The sequence below is a fragment of the Peptostreptococcus sp. D1 genome, assembly GCF_900112955.1.
GTDB lineage: Bacteria > Bacillota > Clostridia > Peptostreptococcales > Peptostreptococcaceae > Peptostreptococcus.
In genome coordinates, this window is record NZ_FONP01000004.1 from 124,659 (window position 1) to 140,410 (window position 15,752).

The 15,752-nt window shown below is 31.7% G+C and carries 12 protein-coding genes and 1 other RNA gene; 2 read left to right on the forward strand and 11 right to left on the reverse strand.

Translation table 11 applies throughout. The features are described 5' to 3' along the window. Positions 1–73: 73 nt before the first annotated feature. Positions 74–757 (reverse strand): RadC family protein, encoded by a 684-nt coding sequence (gene radC, locus BM120_RS04975; protein ID WP_091993777.1) that lies wholly within the window; start codon positions 755–757, stop codon positions 74–76. A 626-nt stretch (positions 758–1,383) separates the two neighbouring features. Here radC and BM120_RS04980 point away from each other — a divergent pair. Continuing rightward, positions 1,384–2,322 (forward strand): selenium metabolism-associated LysR family transcriptional regulator, encoded by a 939-nt coding sequence (locus BM120_RS04980; protein ID WP_091993778.1) that lies wholly within the window; start codon positions 1,384–1,386, stop codon positions 2,320–2,322. A 255-nt stretch (positions 2,323–2,577) separates the two neighbouring features. Here BM120_RS04980 and BM120_RS04985 read toward each other — a convergent pair whose 3' ends face one another. The 4 genes from BM120_RS04985 to BM120_RS05000 all read right to left on the reverse strand — a co-directional run bounded on the left by BM120_RS04985 (position 2,578) and on the right by BM120_RS05000 (position 5,787). Then, on the reverse strand, positions 2,578–2,784 hold the full coding sequence (locus BM120_RS04985; protein WP_091993780.1) for a DUF896 domain-containing protein: 207 nt from the start codon (positions 2,782–2,784) through the stop codon (positions 2,578–2,580). A gap of 64 nt (positions 2,785–2,848) precedes the next feature. Further along, positions 2,849–4,285, reverse strand: coding sequence for a MocR-like pyridoxine biosynthesis transcription factor PdxR (gene pdxR, locus BM120_RS04990; RefSeq protein WP_242941564.1), 1,437 nt, complete (start codon positions 4,283–4,285; stop codon positions 2,849–2,851). Between the two features lie 157 nt (positions 4,286–4,442). Further along, a non-coding RNA gene (ssrS, locus tag BM120_RS04995) (6S RNA) lies at positions 4,443–4,634 on the reverse strand. A 124-nt stretch (positions 4,635–4,758) separates the two neighbouring features. Continuing rightward, positions 4,759–5,787 (reverse strand): LacI family DNA-binding transcriptional regulator, encoded by a 1,029-nt coding sequence (locus BM120_RS05000; RefSeq protein ID WP_091993782.1) that lies wholly within the window; start codon positions 5,785–5,787, stop codon positions 4,759–4,761. 257 nt (positions 5,788–6,044) lie between these two features. On the opposite strand from BM120_RS05000, the gene acpP reads away from it, so the two are divergent. After that, positions 6,045–6,272 (forward strand): acyl carrier protein, encoded by a 228-nt coding sequence (acpP, locus tag BM120_RS05005; protein ID WP_091993783.1) that lies wholly within the window; start codon positions 6,045–6,047, stop codon positions 6,270–6,272. A 129-nt stretch (positions 6,273–6,401) separates the two neighbouring features. Here the strand turns inward: acpP and BM120_RS05010 are convergent, their stop codons facing one another. From BM120_RS05010 to BM120_RS05035, 6 genes are all read right to left on the reverse strand, one after another. Then, a complete protein-coding gene (locus tag BM120_RS05010) occupies positions 6,402–7,412 on the reverse strand; it encodes a nucleoid-associated protein (RefSeq protein WP_091993785.1) in 1,011 nt (336 codons plus the stop codon). A gap of 33 nt (positions 7,413–7,445) precedes the next feature. Then, the gene (locus BM120_RS05015; RefSeq protein WP_091993786.1) at positions 7,446–8,354 is read right to left on the reverse strand and encodes an RluA family pseudouridine synthase; all 909 of its coding nucleotides are present in this window, start codon (positions 8,352–8,354) and stop codon (positions 7,446–7,448) included. 19 nt (positions 8,355–8,373) lie between these two features. Then, positions 8,374–9,228: an NAD(+)/NADH kinase gene (locus BM120_RS05020; RefSeq protein WP_091993788.1), complete on the reverse strand. Its 855-nt coding sequence runs from the start codon at positions 9,226–9,228 to the stop codon at positions 8,374–8,376. Between the two features lie 156 nt (positions 9,229–9,384). Continuing rightward, positions 9,385–10,713 carry an HlyC/CorC family transporter gene (locus BM120_RS05025; protein WP_091993789.1) on the reverse strand — a complete coding sequence of 443 codons (1,329 nt, stop codon included), beginning with the start codon at positions 10,711–10,713 and terminating at the stop codon, positions 9,385–9,387. Between the two features lie 196 nt (positions 10,714–10,909). After that, complete coding sequence (locus tag BM120_RS05030) at positions 10,910–14,497, reverse strand: SbcC/MukB-like Walker B domain-containing protein (RefSeq protein ID WP_091993791.1); 3,588 nt, start codon at positions 14,495–14,497, stop codon at positions 10,910–10,912. Beyond that, positions 14,484–15,722 carry a metallophosphoesterase family protein gene (locus BM120_RS05035; protein WP_091993792.1) on the reverse strand — a complete coding sequence of 413 codons (1,239 nt, stop codon included), beginning with the start codon at positions 15,720–15,722 and terminating at the stop codon, positions 14,484–14,486. Before BM120_RS05035 ends, BM120_RS05030 begins: the two co-directional genes overlap by 14 nt. Positions 15,723–15,752 lie beyond the last annotated feature (30 nt).

Below are 15,752 nucleotides of genomic sequence, written 5' to 3' on the forward strand. Positions count from 1 at the left end.
AATTATCTAAAATATGGGACAAAAAATAAATATTTTTTGGTAGGCTATGTTTCATCAAAAAAATGTGTAAGAATCAAAAGTCTCCATTTTCCTTTAAACTATAGTAAGTTCCATCACCGATAATAATGTGATCCAGCACGCTTATACCCAAAATTTCACCACTTTTTTGAAGTCTATACGTAACACTCTTGTCTTCATTTGATGGACTTGGATTTCCTGATGGATGATTATGCATCAATATTACAGAATTTGCACTCTTTTTTACCGGCTCGCTAAATACCTCTCGTGGATGTACTATAGATGTATTTAAACTCCCTACCGATACATTTATATCACATATTATCTCATTTTTTGTATTCAGCAAAATTACCTTAAAGACTTCTTTTTTTAAATACCTCATTTCCTCAATATAATAAGTATACACATCCCAAGGATTTTCAATTTTATGCTTTTCTGGCAGAAAACAAGCCACTCTCTCCCCTAGCTCAAAGGCTGCTTTTAGTATTGATGCTTTTGTTTTTCCAATACCATCTATTTCACAAAGCTCCTCAACTGACAGATCCCTCAAGCCTCTTATTCCGTCTACGCTTTTCTTCAAAATCTTCGAGCTCAATGTTACTGCATTATTACTCCTATTTCCAGTTCTTATTAATATTGCTATTAATTCAGCATTAGACAAGCTTTTAGCACCTTTTTTTAACATTTTTTCAATTGGTTTTTCGTCATCATTCATCTCTTTTATTCTCAAATTATTCATTTTTCCTCCTAATATTATGGCTCTTCAGCTCTTATTAATCTACTAGATAATTATAGTCATATTTATCAAATCTCTGTCCCATACTCTTGAAATTTTAAAAAAGAAAAAACAAATACAATAAAAAAATAAATATAAAAAAACAGAATCTGACGTAAAAATACTTTTCAACAAAAAAGCAAAAACCTATAGACGACGGTGCCGTCTATAGGAAAAAATAGCCCTGATGGCATTCGAGGATGTGAGGGAGTTTGCCATCAGTTTATAGGGTAATTATACTTATAAAAATGAACAACTCATTTCTACACTTATATAATACCATTATTTCAAAAAAATATCAATAATTTATAAAGAAAAAATTAAATTTTTTAAAATAAATTCCAAATAAAAACAAAAGATAATATTTATCAAGGAAAATTTTGCATTTTTCTGGATTTTTTTTGAAAATATAGCTTTTTTCTATATATACAATAAGTAATATCTATAAATAAATTGAAATATTATCAGAAAAATAGTATAATATAATTATAATATAAAAAGTAAATGCTTTATAGCAAATACAAAGATAATATTAAAGCATTATAAATTAATTACTATCTTTGTGTTAAAATAATAAAAGAGGTGAAACTATGGATATTAAGCAATTAGAGGTTTTTGTAGCTGTTGCTAAATACAAAAGCTTTTCTAAAGCGGCAAGAGAATTATTTCTGACACAACCAACTGTTAGTTCACATATTCAAAACCTAGAAAACGATATGCAATGTATATTATTGAATAGAAACAGTAAATCCATAACGTTGACAGATTCAGGGAAAGTTCTCTATAATCATGCCATAATAATATTGAATGACTGTAAAAAAGCTATATATGATATCAAGGAATACTCTGGAAAAATCGAAGGATCTCTAAATTTAGTATGCAGCTCAATTCCCGAGGCATTTATTATACCTAATTTCCTAGAAAAATTTTGCAAAAAGTACCCAAATATTACTTTAACAATTGATCACTGTGATTCAAATCTGGTAGTTCCTGAGATATTGAGTGAAAGAGTGACATTTGGTATAGTTGGTTCAAAAAAAAAGCATCCACACATCAAATATAGTGAATTTGTACATGACGAGCTGGTTTTGATTTGTCCAAAATCCTTGGAGCTACCAAATGAAAATGGTTATATTGATATACATAAATTAAAGGACCTAAGCTTCATTATGAGAAAAGACGGCTCCGGTACAAGAAACGTAATTGTAAAGGCGTTAAATTCAAGTCCAGTTCCTTTATCACAGCTTACTACAAGAGCAAATGTTGAATCCAATTCTGCCGTAATAGAAATGGTTAAAAAAGGAATTGGATGTTCTTTTGTGTCATTTATATCAATAGAAGAAATGGCAAAAAGAGGAGAAATTAACGCATATAGAATAAAAGACTATTCCTTTGAAAGAAATTTTTATTTTATTCACTCTCGCAAGAAAATTTTCACTCCTACTGAAAAGAAGTTCTTGGAGTTTTTTGTGGATTATTATGATATTAGAGATGAAGAAGAGGACAAGGTAATTAACTCTAATGATTAAAAAATACACTGTAAAAAATATATTGTATATGAGTCTATGAAAAAAGTCTAAAATTGTAATTCCTCCTGTGATAAAATTAAATTATCATAGGAGGAATTTTTTTACAGCCTAGATAATATAACTGGCATAATAACAATTAAATTATTTAGGCAATGAATTATCATGACGCGAGCCATTTTGCATTGTACCACTTTATTTTTCATCTTTGGTATACCTAGATTTTAGTAGTATGCCTTAGACGTTAATAGTAGACGATTAATTGATACTCTCTGTTTCAGGAGTTACAACTGTAATATTATCCAGCTGTTGTCTAAAGCCTGCTCTAAAATTAGCCAAAAACTCTTCTCGCAAAATTTTTCTTTCTTTTAGCTCTTCAGCAGTGAGCTCTCTCTCCTTGGCAAGCTTTGCCAATTCGTTTATTCTAGCTAACTTAACCTTATCAAATTCATTAGAAATATCCATTTTTACCTCCTTTCGAACTCACAACGATTATACTATAACTTGAATGATATTCCAACAAAAAATTTTATACTTGTCTAAAAGTATCCTCTTTGATAATATCTTCTTTAATAGTACCATCCTCACTATAAAACTCATTCATAGAATTTGCGATTATGTCTATCGCCTGATATAATCTGTCAACTTGTTCCCTCGCTATGTTTATCCTGAAATACCTATCATCTATTTCATTGTCATAAAACATTGCTCCAGATTTTAGAGCGACTCCCCTTTCGAGCATAAATGGAACAAACTCTCTAGAATAGTAGCCTCTCCTTAGCTCCAAAAAGAAATTAATTCCACCCTCTGTCTTTCTGATATTGAAATATGGCGATAATTTCTCGTTAATATACTTTTTGACACAAAAAAATCGATCTGTGTATATTTTCTCAACCAATTCTCTATGACCTTTCCAATCACAATGTTTAATATATCTATGTAAAGACCTTTGTATCAAGGTTGAAGTAGATAAATCAGAGGATTGCTTTGAAAAGCTCGCCCTATTCATCAATTCATTAGGCAAACATAAAATACCAACTCTAAGACCAGGCATCAATATTTTTGAAAAACTCTTTATATAAATAACTCTATCGTACACATCATAGCTCTTCATCGTTCTATTATTTTGTGATCCAAATTTGAAATCACTTATAAAATCGTCTTCCAGAATATAAAAATCCATCTCTTCAGCCATTTCAATAAGCTTTTTCTTCTTTTTTTCGGAATATGAAATCCCAGTAGGATTTTGAAAGTTTGGCATCACATAGAGCAGCCTCGGTTTTATCTTTTCAATTTTCATCTTCAAAATACCAATGTCGATGCCATCATCTAGTAATGGTATTCTAATGATTTTTGCGTTTCTATTTTTCAGAACATTCAATACACCAGGATAAGTTGGTTCCTCGACAAAAACTGCATCAGAATAATCTATCAAGGTTTTTGATACTATGTCCAAGCCCTGCTGAGCTCCAGAAATAATCATCAAATTGTCAACAGATGTCGATATCAGATTCTCTTTCAAATACTCTACCATTACCTCTTTTAATTCCATTACACCGTTTGTTTCATCGTATTCAAAAACACTGTCTCCATCACTATCTAGAGCAATATTAATAGCCTTTTTGAAATCATCAATTGGAAAAATATCAGAGGATGGATTTCCAGTATCCAGCCTAAAAATTTTTTCTGAATTCAAATTTTTGCCAGAACTATCATAGCCGTTGAATAAAACACCAGATACAAAGCTTCCACTACCAATTTTTTTTATAATGTAGTTTTCCTTTTCCAATAGCTCGTATGCCTTAACGATAGTAGATATATTTACACTCAGTATTTTTGACAATACTCTTATAGCAGGAAGCTTTTCATTAGCGTTTAAATCTCCCTCAATTATCATCTTTTTTATTTTATTATAAACCTGTATATACTTAATACCTGCAACAAAATTCATTTTGAATCTTTCCAAAGCAATCACCTCTAATGTAAGTACAAAACTATCTAAAATATTACAAACCCCTTAAAAATTGAAATAGACTTAAATATTACAAATTTCTAAAACAGTAAAAAATCTAAATCGCAATATCAAATTGTACAAAATAAAAGTGTTGCCATAAGACAACACTTTTACTACCAAAACACCGTAGACCAATCAAATTCACACCCGAGCATCACCCAGGTGGGTGACCCGTCTTACGCTTTCTGAAATCTCAAGCTATATATAGGTCGAGCATATCATATTCACATACGAACGAAGTCTCCCGTATAAAATATGTAGGTTGAACTTACAATAGTCGTGTCGTATGTTTCAGTTTATATTAATATTATACATCAAATTGTTGTAATATTAAAGTACTTTAATATTAATTAATATCTTGACTTTTCAAAAATATTTGTTCTATTATGAAATTTCAACATACCAATGTCAATAAAATATTTAATCTATTTTTCTCTTCTTTCAGAAACACTTTCTCTATCCATAATTCTGTAAGGTAATTCAACTATTTTATCGCCGACATCCTCTCCATTTATCATCTTGATAACCATTCTAATTGCAACTGCTCCCATATCGAACAAAGGCTGGGAAACAGTAGTCAATTTCGGTCTATATATTTTTGCGAACTTGATATCATTGAAGCCTGCAACTGAAATATCCTCTGGAACGTTATATCCCAAATCAAAACAAGCATTTATAGCACCTATTGCAGCCTCATCACTAGTTACAAATAAAGCATCAGGCTTGTTCTTCTTTCCTTTTAGCATCAATTTCGCAGTGGCATAACCGTCATCGTAGCTTGAATTACAGCTTTTCACTATTTTATCGTCATACTTTATTCCATTTTCCTCCAACGCTTCCTTGTATCCCTTCAATCTCTCGTCAGCAATTTCTGGAACATTCAAATTTGTTCTGATTAAACCAATTCTCTTGTGACCCTTTCCGATTAAGAAATTCGTCATCTCCTTAGTTGCCGGAGCATTCTTTATGGACACGTTGTAAATATCGAAATTCCCAGTCATCTTACTAACAAAAACAACCGGTATACCTATATTTTCAAGTACATTCACTAATTCTTCATCTATATCCCATGAAATGATGACAATCCCTTCAACCTGCTTTGCTCTCAACAAATTAATGCTCTTTAATTCCAATTCTCTCTCTGAATATGTATTAGCTATCAAAATATCATAGCTGTACATTTTCGATACTTCCTCAATACCATTAAGAATATCTGCAGAAAAAGTATCAGTCAGCTCTGGAACAATTACTCCTATTAACTGGCTTCTCTTCGTAACCAAGCTTCTCGCCAGCGGATTTGGAACATATCCAGTTTCCTTTATTACATCCAAAACCTTTTGTTTGACTTCATTTGTTACTGGTTTTGAATCATTTATAACTCTAGAAACAGTAGATATTGATACTCCAGCCTTTCTAGCAACGTCTTTAATTGTAGTAGGTTTCTTTGTTACCATATTACTTCTCCTTCCAATTTTATTTTAATATATAAAATTATAAAAATATTATTTTTTAAAATAACGTTTACCTAATGATTAACATAAATGAATAGTAAATATTATTAAAAAAAGCTTGTATTTTCCCTTATTTTCATTATATACTATTTTCAGAAAAATAAATATAGTTTTTTTATTTTTTTTATTGAAAAAAAAATAATAGTATATTATTATATACTAAAGGTTCTATAACAATATTAAAATAGGAGGAGTTCGAAATGTTTGAGAGAATTAGAGAAATAATTAGTGAGCAACTAAATATCGAAAATCCAGAAACACTAAAAATGGACACAAATCTTCTTGAGGATTTAGATGCTGATTCACTAGATGCTGTAGAAATTATTATGAACATCGAAGAAGAATTCGAAATAAAAATACCTGATGAAGAAATAGACAATGTTAAGACTATCGGTGATATAATTTCATTAATTGAATCCAACAGATAATTAAAAAAATCTTATCAATAACCATCCCACTAAAATACACTCAATAAAAGTTCCGGAAGGTAATTGATAAGATTTTTATTTTTTATATATTTTTTTAATTATAGTTATTTCTCTTAGTCTCAATCATATCTATTTTTCTTCGTAAAATTCAATGTTTTTTAGCGTTATATCCACCGTTCCATCTTCATTTTGCTTTATTGAGTATTTCATTGGATCTTCAAAATCTTCGAGCAATCCCTTTATATCAAAACCAGTACTCGTTTTAATCCCTCTTCTCTTTAGCTTTTTTTCAACCCAAGCTTTATCGATTGGAAATTCTTCAACGATTTCTTTTTCCTGCATCATTTCCTTGAAGCTTTGCTTTCTATCTTCGTCCAAGTTTCCCTCTTCAATAAATTTTTCTATATTGATATCATTACCTTCCTTCAGGGTATAGTTTAACAAACTTCTAAGATTTTCTGCATCCTTGATATTATTGCTGTATGAATTTGTTATCCAGTTGTCGGTAGAGCTTCTAAAGGTCTTTGTAAGAAATTTTTCGTCTTTAACCTTAGTAGCTTTTAAGAAATCAGTCACAAAGCTTGAATCGGCTTCCTGTTTTTCAGCAACCTTATCAAGAATCTGCAAATGCCATTCATCATTTACTCCACTCACACCAACGATTGCAGAATGAATTATTTTTTGTGAATCCTGTATTCCAATATCATTAGTAATCATCTTGATTGATACAACCTTATTGTCATCGTCATACCCGATTTCGTGAGTGTATAATTTTTTGTAATCAAGCTTTATTACTGCCACATTTTTTTGATCCTTATGAGTAAACAAAACGACTGCTAGATCACACGAGTCCAGCTCAGAATTTATCTTCATCGCATCAAACAAAAACCTTGCGATACCTTGAGAGCTCATAACAAAGGCTTTCTCATCATAAATTATATGATCGCAGCAAACTCTTATTTCATTTTCATTATAATTGTTAAAGGTTGCCTTTCTAAGATCCTCATCTCTCAATATTCTTCTTATTACCTTCTGATAAAAAGCATCAGTTTCCGGCGAAATCATATTTTCCACATCGTTAAGTATCGGAAATTCCGAATTTTTATCCAGTACATGAATTATAAATTTATTTATTATCATACTTCCTCCAAATTATAAAAATACATTACCTATCTACAAATATTTCAGCTTTTCAATCAATTGTATAAAATCCTTTGGTATCTCAGCTTCCACCAAAATTCTATCACAAGATCTCGGCTGATTGAACTCAATTTTGCACGCATGAAGAGCCTGTCTGCCTATTAAAGTCTCATCTACAACTCCATACAGCTCATCACCAACTATACCATTTGAAATCGATGACAGGTGAACTCTAATTTGGTGAGTTCTTCCTGTATCTATCTTCAATTTAACCAATGTATGATTACTATATCTTTCTAATACCTCATAATGAGTAATAGCCCTTTGACCTCTTGAATCGACTACTCTCATAATACTATCCTCTGCTTCTCTGTAAATCGGAAGATCGATTGTATCTCTATCCTTTTCAATTACACCTTCTACAATAGCCAAATAATTCTTAGAGATATCGTTTATCTCCATATCCTTTGATAATTTGTGATGTGCATAGGCATTTTTTGCTACAATCACAATACCAGAGGTATTCATGTCCAGTCGATTTACAAACCTAATTTTAAACCTCTCATCCAAAGTATCAACAAAATACGAAGCATGATTAGCAAGTGTACCCTCCTGATGGCTCTTTGTTGGATGCACTACCATAAATGGAGGCTTATCAAAAATAAGCAAATCCTCGTCATTGTATAGACACCTTACACCCAAATTTTGCGAAATGAATTGCGATCCATCCTCCTCCAATACAATCTCTAAAATATCGCCTTTTTTAACTTCTGCAGTAGGCTTTGAAGCCTTACCATTAATAAAAATATTTCTTTCCTTCTTCATTCTAGAAATTGAACGAATTGAAAAACTCATTTCATCTATTAAAAAATCCTTTAGCCTGCAATCTTCATCAATGGAAATAACAAACCTATTCCACTTTTGATTTTCCTTAGTAAACATATTTGCCCCTTATCACTCTTCATTTTTTTCTAACATAATTTTCCAATGATTTATAATCATAGGTTTTCAAAAATTTTAAATAAACTCTATCCCAAAATTCATAATCCGACAATCTCATAAGCTTGATCCTCTTTCCATTGTTTCTAGTCTGAATCTTTATCACATCACTGTACTTAGTCTCCTCTCCATCAACAACTATCAAGATGGACTGATCAAATTTATACTCCGGAAAAATTGAAATTTCTGTATCCTCTGCTGGAAGAATAATACTTGAGGTAAAGCTTCTAAACGCATTCGTACTGATTGCAGAAATCGGAGTAATCTGGATAGTATTTAATCTGTTATCGACGATACTACCACCTGCAGAATAGTTATAGGCAGTTGATCCAGTAGAAGTCGAGAGAATCAAGCCATCTCCACTAAATGTCTCCATATAATTTCCATTAACGAACAAATTAAGATGTACTGTGCGAGATCTGTTCCCTCTAACGACAATTTCGTTTACAGCAGTTTCTTCAATCGTAAAATCATTGCCTATGATATTTGCTTCCAAAAGATCAAACTCATTAATTTTATAGTCGCCATTTAGATAAGACTCTATAAAATAATCAATTTGATCCTCATTTGGCAAAATCTCAGCAAAAAAACCCAAATGTCCCGTATTTACACAAAAATATGGAATATCTGGAAAATTCATCTCCCTTGCAGCCCGTAAAAAAGAACCATCACCACCAATTGAGATAACCAGCTCTGTATCTTCAGTTAAATCCTCACTCAAGGTATAATCCAATGATTTAAATTTATCGATTAATATTCTTTTAATATCAGTCGAAATGTCCAAATTATTCGATCTAATTGTAATATTTTTTCCCATAAAAACCTCTATCCAACACGCTATTCGTGTATTTTTTCTAATAAATGATTTTCTACTATCTAAAAAAGGCTGTCACATTCCTTTTTTGTAAAATGCGACGCCTTTCTCAATAAACTTATTTTTCTATCCTGTACAAATTATCTTTGCCAGTACAAATTAATCGTTATCTTTGCTATTTTCCTTTTCGATATATTCTTTAAAAGAAATTTCGTCTTCTTGTTTTTCTATCTCTCTGACAATTAACTTCAATTTTTCAATTCTATTTTTATCAAGAGAAATTATATTGACAGTCACAGAATCGTTCAATTCAATCACTTCACCTTCATCTGGCAAACCATTTAAATGCCCGAGTATATATCCACCGATAGAATCAAATTCATCTGACTCTAAATCATCATATAAATAGTCATTTACATCAGTAATTTTTGTACTTCCATCAACTATGTACTCACCTTCGCCCACTTTAACTATCTCATCGTCTTCCTCGTCATATTCGTCCTCAATATCCCCCACCAAGACCTCTACCAAATCTTCGACAGTAAGCAATCCAGAGGTACCACCATACTCATCTAATACTATTGCAATCTGAGTCTTTGCCAGCTTCATTTCTTCTAGAAGCTGCGAAATCTTTTTGAATTCATATGTAAAGAATACATCTCTCATATACTTTTCAACTGAAAAGGCTTCCATTTCCTCCTTGCTGATAAAGAAAATATCCTTTATATTCAGAATTCCCACTATATCGTCAATATTTTCTTTGTATACAGGCAATCTGCTTTTTTTCTCTTCCTTAAAAATCTCCAAAACCTCATCAAAGGTAGTATCCAGGCTGACAGAAACCATATCAATTCTCTGAATCATAGCATCCTCTGCACGCATATCACCAAACTCAAACACGTTGTTGATAATCTCTCTTTCTTCCTGCTCCAAAACACCCTCCTCGTGGCTGACATTTACCATAACCTTCAAATCTTCTTCAGTAATCAGAGACTTTGGATCGTCGTCTTTTATTCTGAAAATCTTAAAAATAATGGTAGTAAACAAGTTTAAAATAAATACTATTGGTGACAAAACAAGAATGATTACATTCAATACTTTTGCAACGCCAAGAGATACTCTTTCCTTGTTATTTGAAGCCATTGTCTTTGGAGTAACTTCACCAAAAACCAATATCAAAACAGTCATCATTGCAGTTGCCACTGCAACTCCCTGTGCGCCAAAAAGCTTTAGCAATAAGGATGTAGAAATAGACGTCGCAGCGATATTTACAGCATTATTGCCGACCAAAATTGTACTCAACAATTTCTTTGGTTCGGATATTAACTTTTCAACCACGCTAGCTCCACGTACGCCTTCTTCTCTCAAGTGCCTAATCTTTACCTTGCTGACAGACATCAATGCTGTCTCAGATGCAGAGAAAAACGCTGAAATAATCATCAATACCAATAATATTATCACCTGAATCCACAGACTACCAGATTCCAAAAAAACCACTCTCCTAAAATATTTTATTAAATATAATTATAACATAACAATAAATCATAGTACACTAAAAAATATCAAACTATGTACTATCAGTAGGTTTTTGCCATTTTCATAATTGGGTTACAGCTTGTAACCCAATTAGGTAATCATTATAAAAGATATACCAATATCTAATATTATATTCTTTTATATTTTTCTAATCAATATATACCTTTGAAGACATCTCAGCTTGATCTACCTCAACAACAAGCTTTAGCGGAATCCTATTTTTCATCTCTTCCATATGTGAAATCACTCCTATACTCAAGGTCAAACTCTTTAAATTTTCGAGTGATTCCATAACTACATCAAGCAGCTCTTCATCCAATGTTCCAAAGCCCTCGTCAAGGAAGAAAAATTCCAAAGGTGCTGACCCCTTTAGCTGTATTTGCGAGGATAGAGCTAGTGCCAAGGCTAGTGAGGTTAGAAAAGTTTCACCTCCTGATAGTGTATCTGCTGATCTTCTCAACCCACCGTTATAATTATCCCTCACAACAAACATATACTCGGAATTAATCTCCAGAGAATATCTGCCATTTGTAATTTTATTCAACCTCTTCGAAGCGTCTACAACAATATTTTTCAAGTAAATTTTGGATAAAAACTCAACAAAGCGATTACCTCTCATCACCTTTTCCAAGCTATCAATATTATCTTTTTCGATCTGTTTTTTAGACAGCTCATCAGAAATTTTCCTGGAGATCTCCATATTTTTTTGCAGCTCTCTATGGATAGCCTCAAGTCCCGACTTGTTATTTTTTTCTTTTTCGATTTCGTCTTTTAGAAGACTTACATTTGATTTGCGTTCTTCCAATTCTTCATCCGATATATTTCTACCATCTAGCTTGACGATATTGTCAGTGTGCCTAACTCTTAATTCACTCGTTTTCTTCTCAAAAATGTCAATTTCGCTAGTGATAGACAAGAGCATTTCATCACTGACAATAGAATTTTTTACAGCTTCAAAATCATCAAAGCCATGAATATTCATAAGAGCTATTATAGAATTTTCCGTTTTTTCGACATATTCTCCCGCCGCTTTGTTTTCAATAGCTATAGCCTTGATTTCATTTTCAGTATTCTTCAAATTTTCTTTAAGAGCTTCTACTTCACTTAAAGCAAATAAATATTTATTTTCAAACTCAGTGATAAAATTATCTACAAGGCTTACGAGATTTTTAACATATATGCTTTTATCATCTATAATATTGCTTTCTTCAAATCCAAATTCTTCGATTTTTTTTATTATAACGTTCAATGAAGCTTCAAAAGAAGTCTTCTCAAATCCCAATTTTTTATATAGCTTTGATTTTTTTTCACTCAAATGTTTTTTATCTGATTGAAGTGACAGTAATTTTCCAGATATTTCATTTTTTTGTTTTTCTAAGCCTTCTATTTTTTTCTTAGCTTCCTCTAGCTTACGAGAAAAATCTTCATAGTTTATTTCTTTTTCATCAAAATTTTTTATTTCATCTTCAATTTTTTCCAGCTCTTCCTCTTTAAAAGGAACGTGCTTCAATTCATTTTCTAATAAACTAATTCTCGAAGTAATTCTCGAAATGCTAGATAATACAGATTTTTCAGAAGCCAAAAGCTCAACCTTCAGCTTTTCAATTTCACTTTTTTCCAAATCTAGCTTTGACCGTTTCGACTGAGCATTTAAAATATTTTCGGCAACTAAAAGCTTTAATTTTCTCTGCTCGTTTTTTAACTGTTCTATTATTTCAACCTCAGCCTTTAATTTTGTAATATCTCTATATCCCTTTTTTTCTAAAGCTGTATTTTTATCTTCATCCAAAGCGTACAATAAATTTCTCAAATCATTGACAATATTTTTTAAAGAATCAAGCTTCACTGACAAATCATACGACTTTTTTTCCAATGCAAGTATTTCTTTATTTATTTTTTGGTCATTATACAAATCAATTTTCTTATTTATTTCTAATTTCTCGATTTTAGAGTTGCAAACAGGACAATTATCCCCCTCGTGAAAATGCTTAGACCACTCAGCCCTTAGCTTATTTGCCAAATTTTCATATTCAAATCTATCCCTTTCCTTCTTCAAGTAAATCAGCCTTTTATCAATATTTAGAAGTAAATTTTCAAGCATCCTGATTTCCTTACTGTTATCATCAATTTTTCTTGAATTTTGAATGTAGTCAAAATCTATTTTGTTCAACCTTTCCTCTAATTGAGAAACCTCGCCGATTTCTTTGTGTAAAGACATAATTTGCTTGTCCATTTTATCAAATTCGTTCTCATCTAGAGTTTTAATTTGCTCTTGACTTGTCAATAGCTCAATAATGTTTCCAATTTCTTCATCCTTCTTATCAAGCCTTCCATTTATAGCTTCTATTTTTTTTTCCAGCCTTTGTAGGGATTTTTTTTCAGATTCTAACTCATGTTTATTGTCATATAATTCTTTGGTCAATCTGATAAGCAAATCCAAGCCTTTCTTCAATTCCAATACTCTTTCTCTGTCATCTTTTTCAATCTTATTTACTTCACATTTTTCCTTTAATAGCTGGACTCGTGAATATTCAGACTCAAGCATTTCTTCCAAGTTATTTTTTTGATGGCTGGATTCTTCTATTTTATCCATCAATTTTAGAATTTCAGATTTTACAGATTCCAATTCGACGCTAAACTGAAATATCTCATCATATTTATCAAGTAGTATTTCCAAATCCTTTCTCATAAGCTTCAAATCTGGTATAATATCGTAATTCTTTTTTGATGCTTCAAAATTATTCTTCAATTTATCAAGCGACTCCAACAAACTTTTCTGTTCATTTTCTAGCTTCAATAATTTGACACTATTTTTTTTAATCTTCAAATTCCCCTCTTCCAAAGATACGATGCTTGGCAAGATAATCGATGCCTTGCTAGCTTTATCAATCATCTTTTTTTTGACATCTATTATATCCCTACTTTTCTCCAATCCTTCCAGTTCCTTAGATAAAACTAAATTCTCTGAACATAGATTATATACAAGCTGATCCTCTTCAAGCTTTTCGTTTTCAAACAAAAGCTTTTTGTCAAGAGCTTTAATCATATCCTTCAAATTCTTAATTTTTTCATCCAAATCTCCAATACTCTCATCTGTTACACTCGAATATTCGGATAATCTGCCTTTTAAAACCTCCAGCTCCCCAGAAATAATATTTCTTTTTTTTATAATTTTTGAAGTCAGCTTCGAGCCATACTCCTCAAGGTTAAAAATCCTCTCAAGCATATTTCTTCTGTCTTTTCCACCCAAGCTTAAAAACTCGCTAAATTTTCCCTGTGGCAAAACTACAGACCTTAGAAAATCACTTTCTTCAAGACCTATTATTTCTTTGATCGCTTGATTTACATCTCCAACCTTGTCAGCTATTACTATTATATTTCCCATTTCATCTTTTTTTACCAGCTTTACATAGTCGCTTCTCGATGTAGATTTTGACGCTCCAGAGCTTCTTTTAAATCTTCTAGATACGATATATGTATTTCTATCAATACCCTCTCCTATCTGAAATTCGTATTCAATACTCGCCTTTTCAGAATTTGAATTGATAAACTCTTTTGTCCCTCTTGCAATATTTCCATATAGGCTTAGAGTAATCGCATCTAATATAGTCGACTTTCCACTTCCTGTTTTTCCGAATATACCGAAAATCCCTTTTGATATAAGGGCTTCAAAGTCAATTACCTGTTTTTTTCTATAGCTATTCAGTCCTTCTATTTCCAATCTAATAGGCTTCATCTTCAAACTCCTCCATATCAGAAGAAACTATTGTTTTAAACAGTTTCATAACATCTTCACTCGGTTCCAAGCCAGAATTTTGCTCCTTATAAAAATCAGAAAAATACTGTGAAATATTGTTCTTATTGATTTCTACTATTTCCTCTGCAGGAAGCTCTTCGGAATTCCTAACAATAGGCTTTATTTCAACTATATCCTTCATCAATTTTTTCATCTCTCTAATGCTATTCTGGTCAATCACATCATCTGTAATAATATCAAAATATGCAAAAATTTCTTGTCCTACATTCCTTTCACATACCTCCAAGGCATTCTGAACATCATCACATTCAAATACCTCTATTCGTTTATAGCTATCAATATATCTTTCTCTTATCTCCGGCTCTTTTCCTACTTCTAAATCAACAATTCTCACAGATTTAACAGTATTTCTCTCTCCCTTACTGTACTGAATCGGAGAACCTGAATAATACGCATTCAAGGATTTTGATGCAGTTTGTGGTTTGTGAATATGACCTAATGCTGTATACTGAGATTTCTGTGGCAGGTCATTTTTTCCAACTAGCAAAGTTCCACCCAATTCAATTCTTCTTTCTGAATCAGAAACCTCACTTCCTACCACGAAAAGATGAGAAACAGCTATATTTATTTCATCGTCATTGTAGTATTTCTCTCTTTCTAAAAAGAACTCTCCGACCTTTTGTGAATAAGTTTTTTGGAGCTCATGCTCATCATCGAAATCCTCAAAGGATTCATTTAGTCTTTTCTCACTCGGATATGGCAAAGACAAAATATTTATAACACTCTTTTTGTCATCATTAATCCTAAGCTTAGTAAAGCCGGATTTAGCTTCAATAACTTCAAATCCGTCAAAGCTTGAAATCATAGCCTTGCTGTTAGGATATCCCAAAATAATAATTCCATTTGTCAGAGCCATACCATTTATTGCCTCTAGCCTTTCTGGATTATCGTGATTTCCAGCGATTACAAAAACACATCTCCTTCCATTTTCCGATAATCTTATAACAGTGTTGTAAAATAATTTCTCTGCAATCGCTGGAGGATTAGACGTATCATAAATATCACCGGCTATCACAACAATATCAGCATTTTCCTCATTTACAATTTTAATAAAATCATCACAAAACTTTTTTTGCTCATCAATTCTAGATCTACCTTCAAGGCTTTTACCTAAATGCCAATCAGATGTATGAATAATCCTCATCTTATCCTAAACCAACCTTCCTTATTATTT

Bases quoted from the DNA above. Each gene is read 5' to 3' on its own strand.
- BM120_RS05020 (WP_091993788.1), bottom strand. From the start codon at position 9,228: ATGGGAAAAAATATTACAATTAGATCGAATAATTTGGACATTTCGACT.
- BM120_RS05035 (WP_091993792.1), bottom strand. From the start codon at position 15,722: ATGAGGATTATTCATACATCTGATTGGCATTTAGGTAAAAGCCTTGAA.
- BM120_RS05000 (WP_091993782.1), bottom strand. From the start codon at position 5,787: ATGGTAACAAAGAAACCTACTACAATTAAAGACGTTGCTAGAAAGGCT.
- acpP (WP_091993783.1), top strand. From the start codon at position 6,045: ATGTTTGAGAGAATTAGAGAAATAATTAGTGAGCAACTAAATATCGAA.
- radC (WP_091993777.1), bottom strand. From the start codon at position 757: ATGAATAATTTGAGAATAAAAGAGATGAATGATGACGAAAAACCAATT.
- BM120_RS05015 (WP_091993786.1), bottom strand. From the start codon at position 8,354: ATGTTTACTAAGGAAAATCAAAAGTGGAATAGGTTTGTTATTTCCATT.
- BM120_RS05030 (WP_091993791.1), bottom strand. From the start codon at position 14,497: ATGAAGCCTATTAGATTGGAAATAGAAGGACTGAATAGCTATAGAAAA.
- BM120_RS04985 (WP_091993780.1), bottom strand. From the start codon at position 2,784: ATGGATATTTCTAATGAATTTGATAAGGTTAAGTTAGCTAGAATAAAC.
- BM120_RS04980 (WP_091993778.1), top strand. From the start codon at position 1,384: ATGGATATTAAGCAATTAGAGGTTTTTGTAGCTGTTGCTAAATACAAA.
- BM120_RS05010 (WP_091993785.1), bottom strand. From the start codon at position 7,412: ATGATAATAAATAAATTTATAATTCATGTACTGGATAAAAATTCGGAA.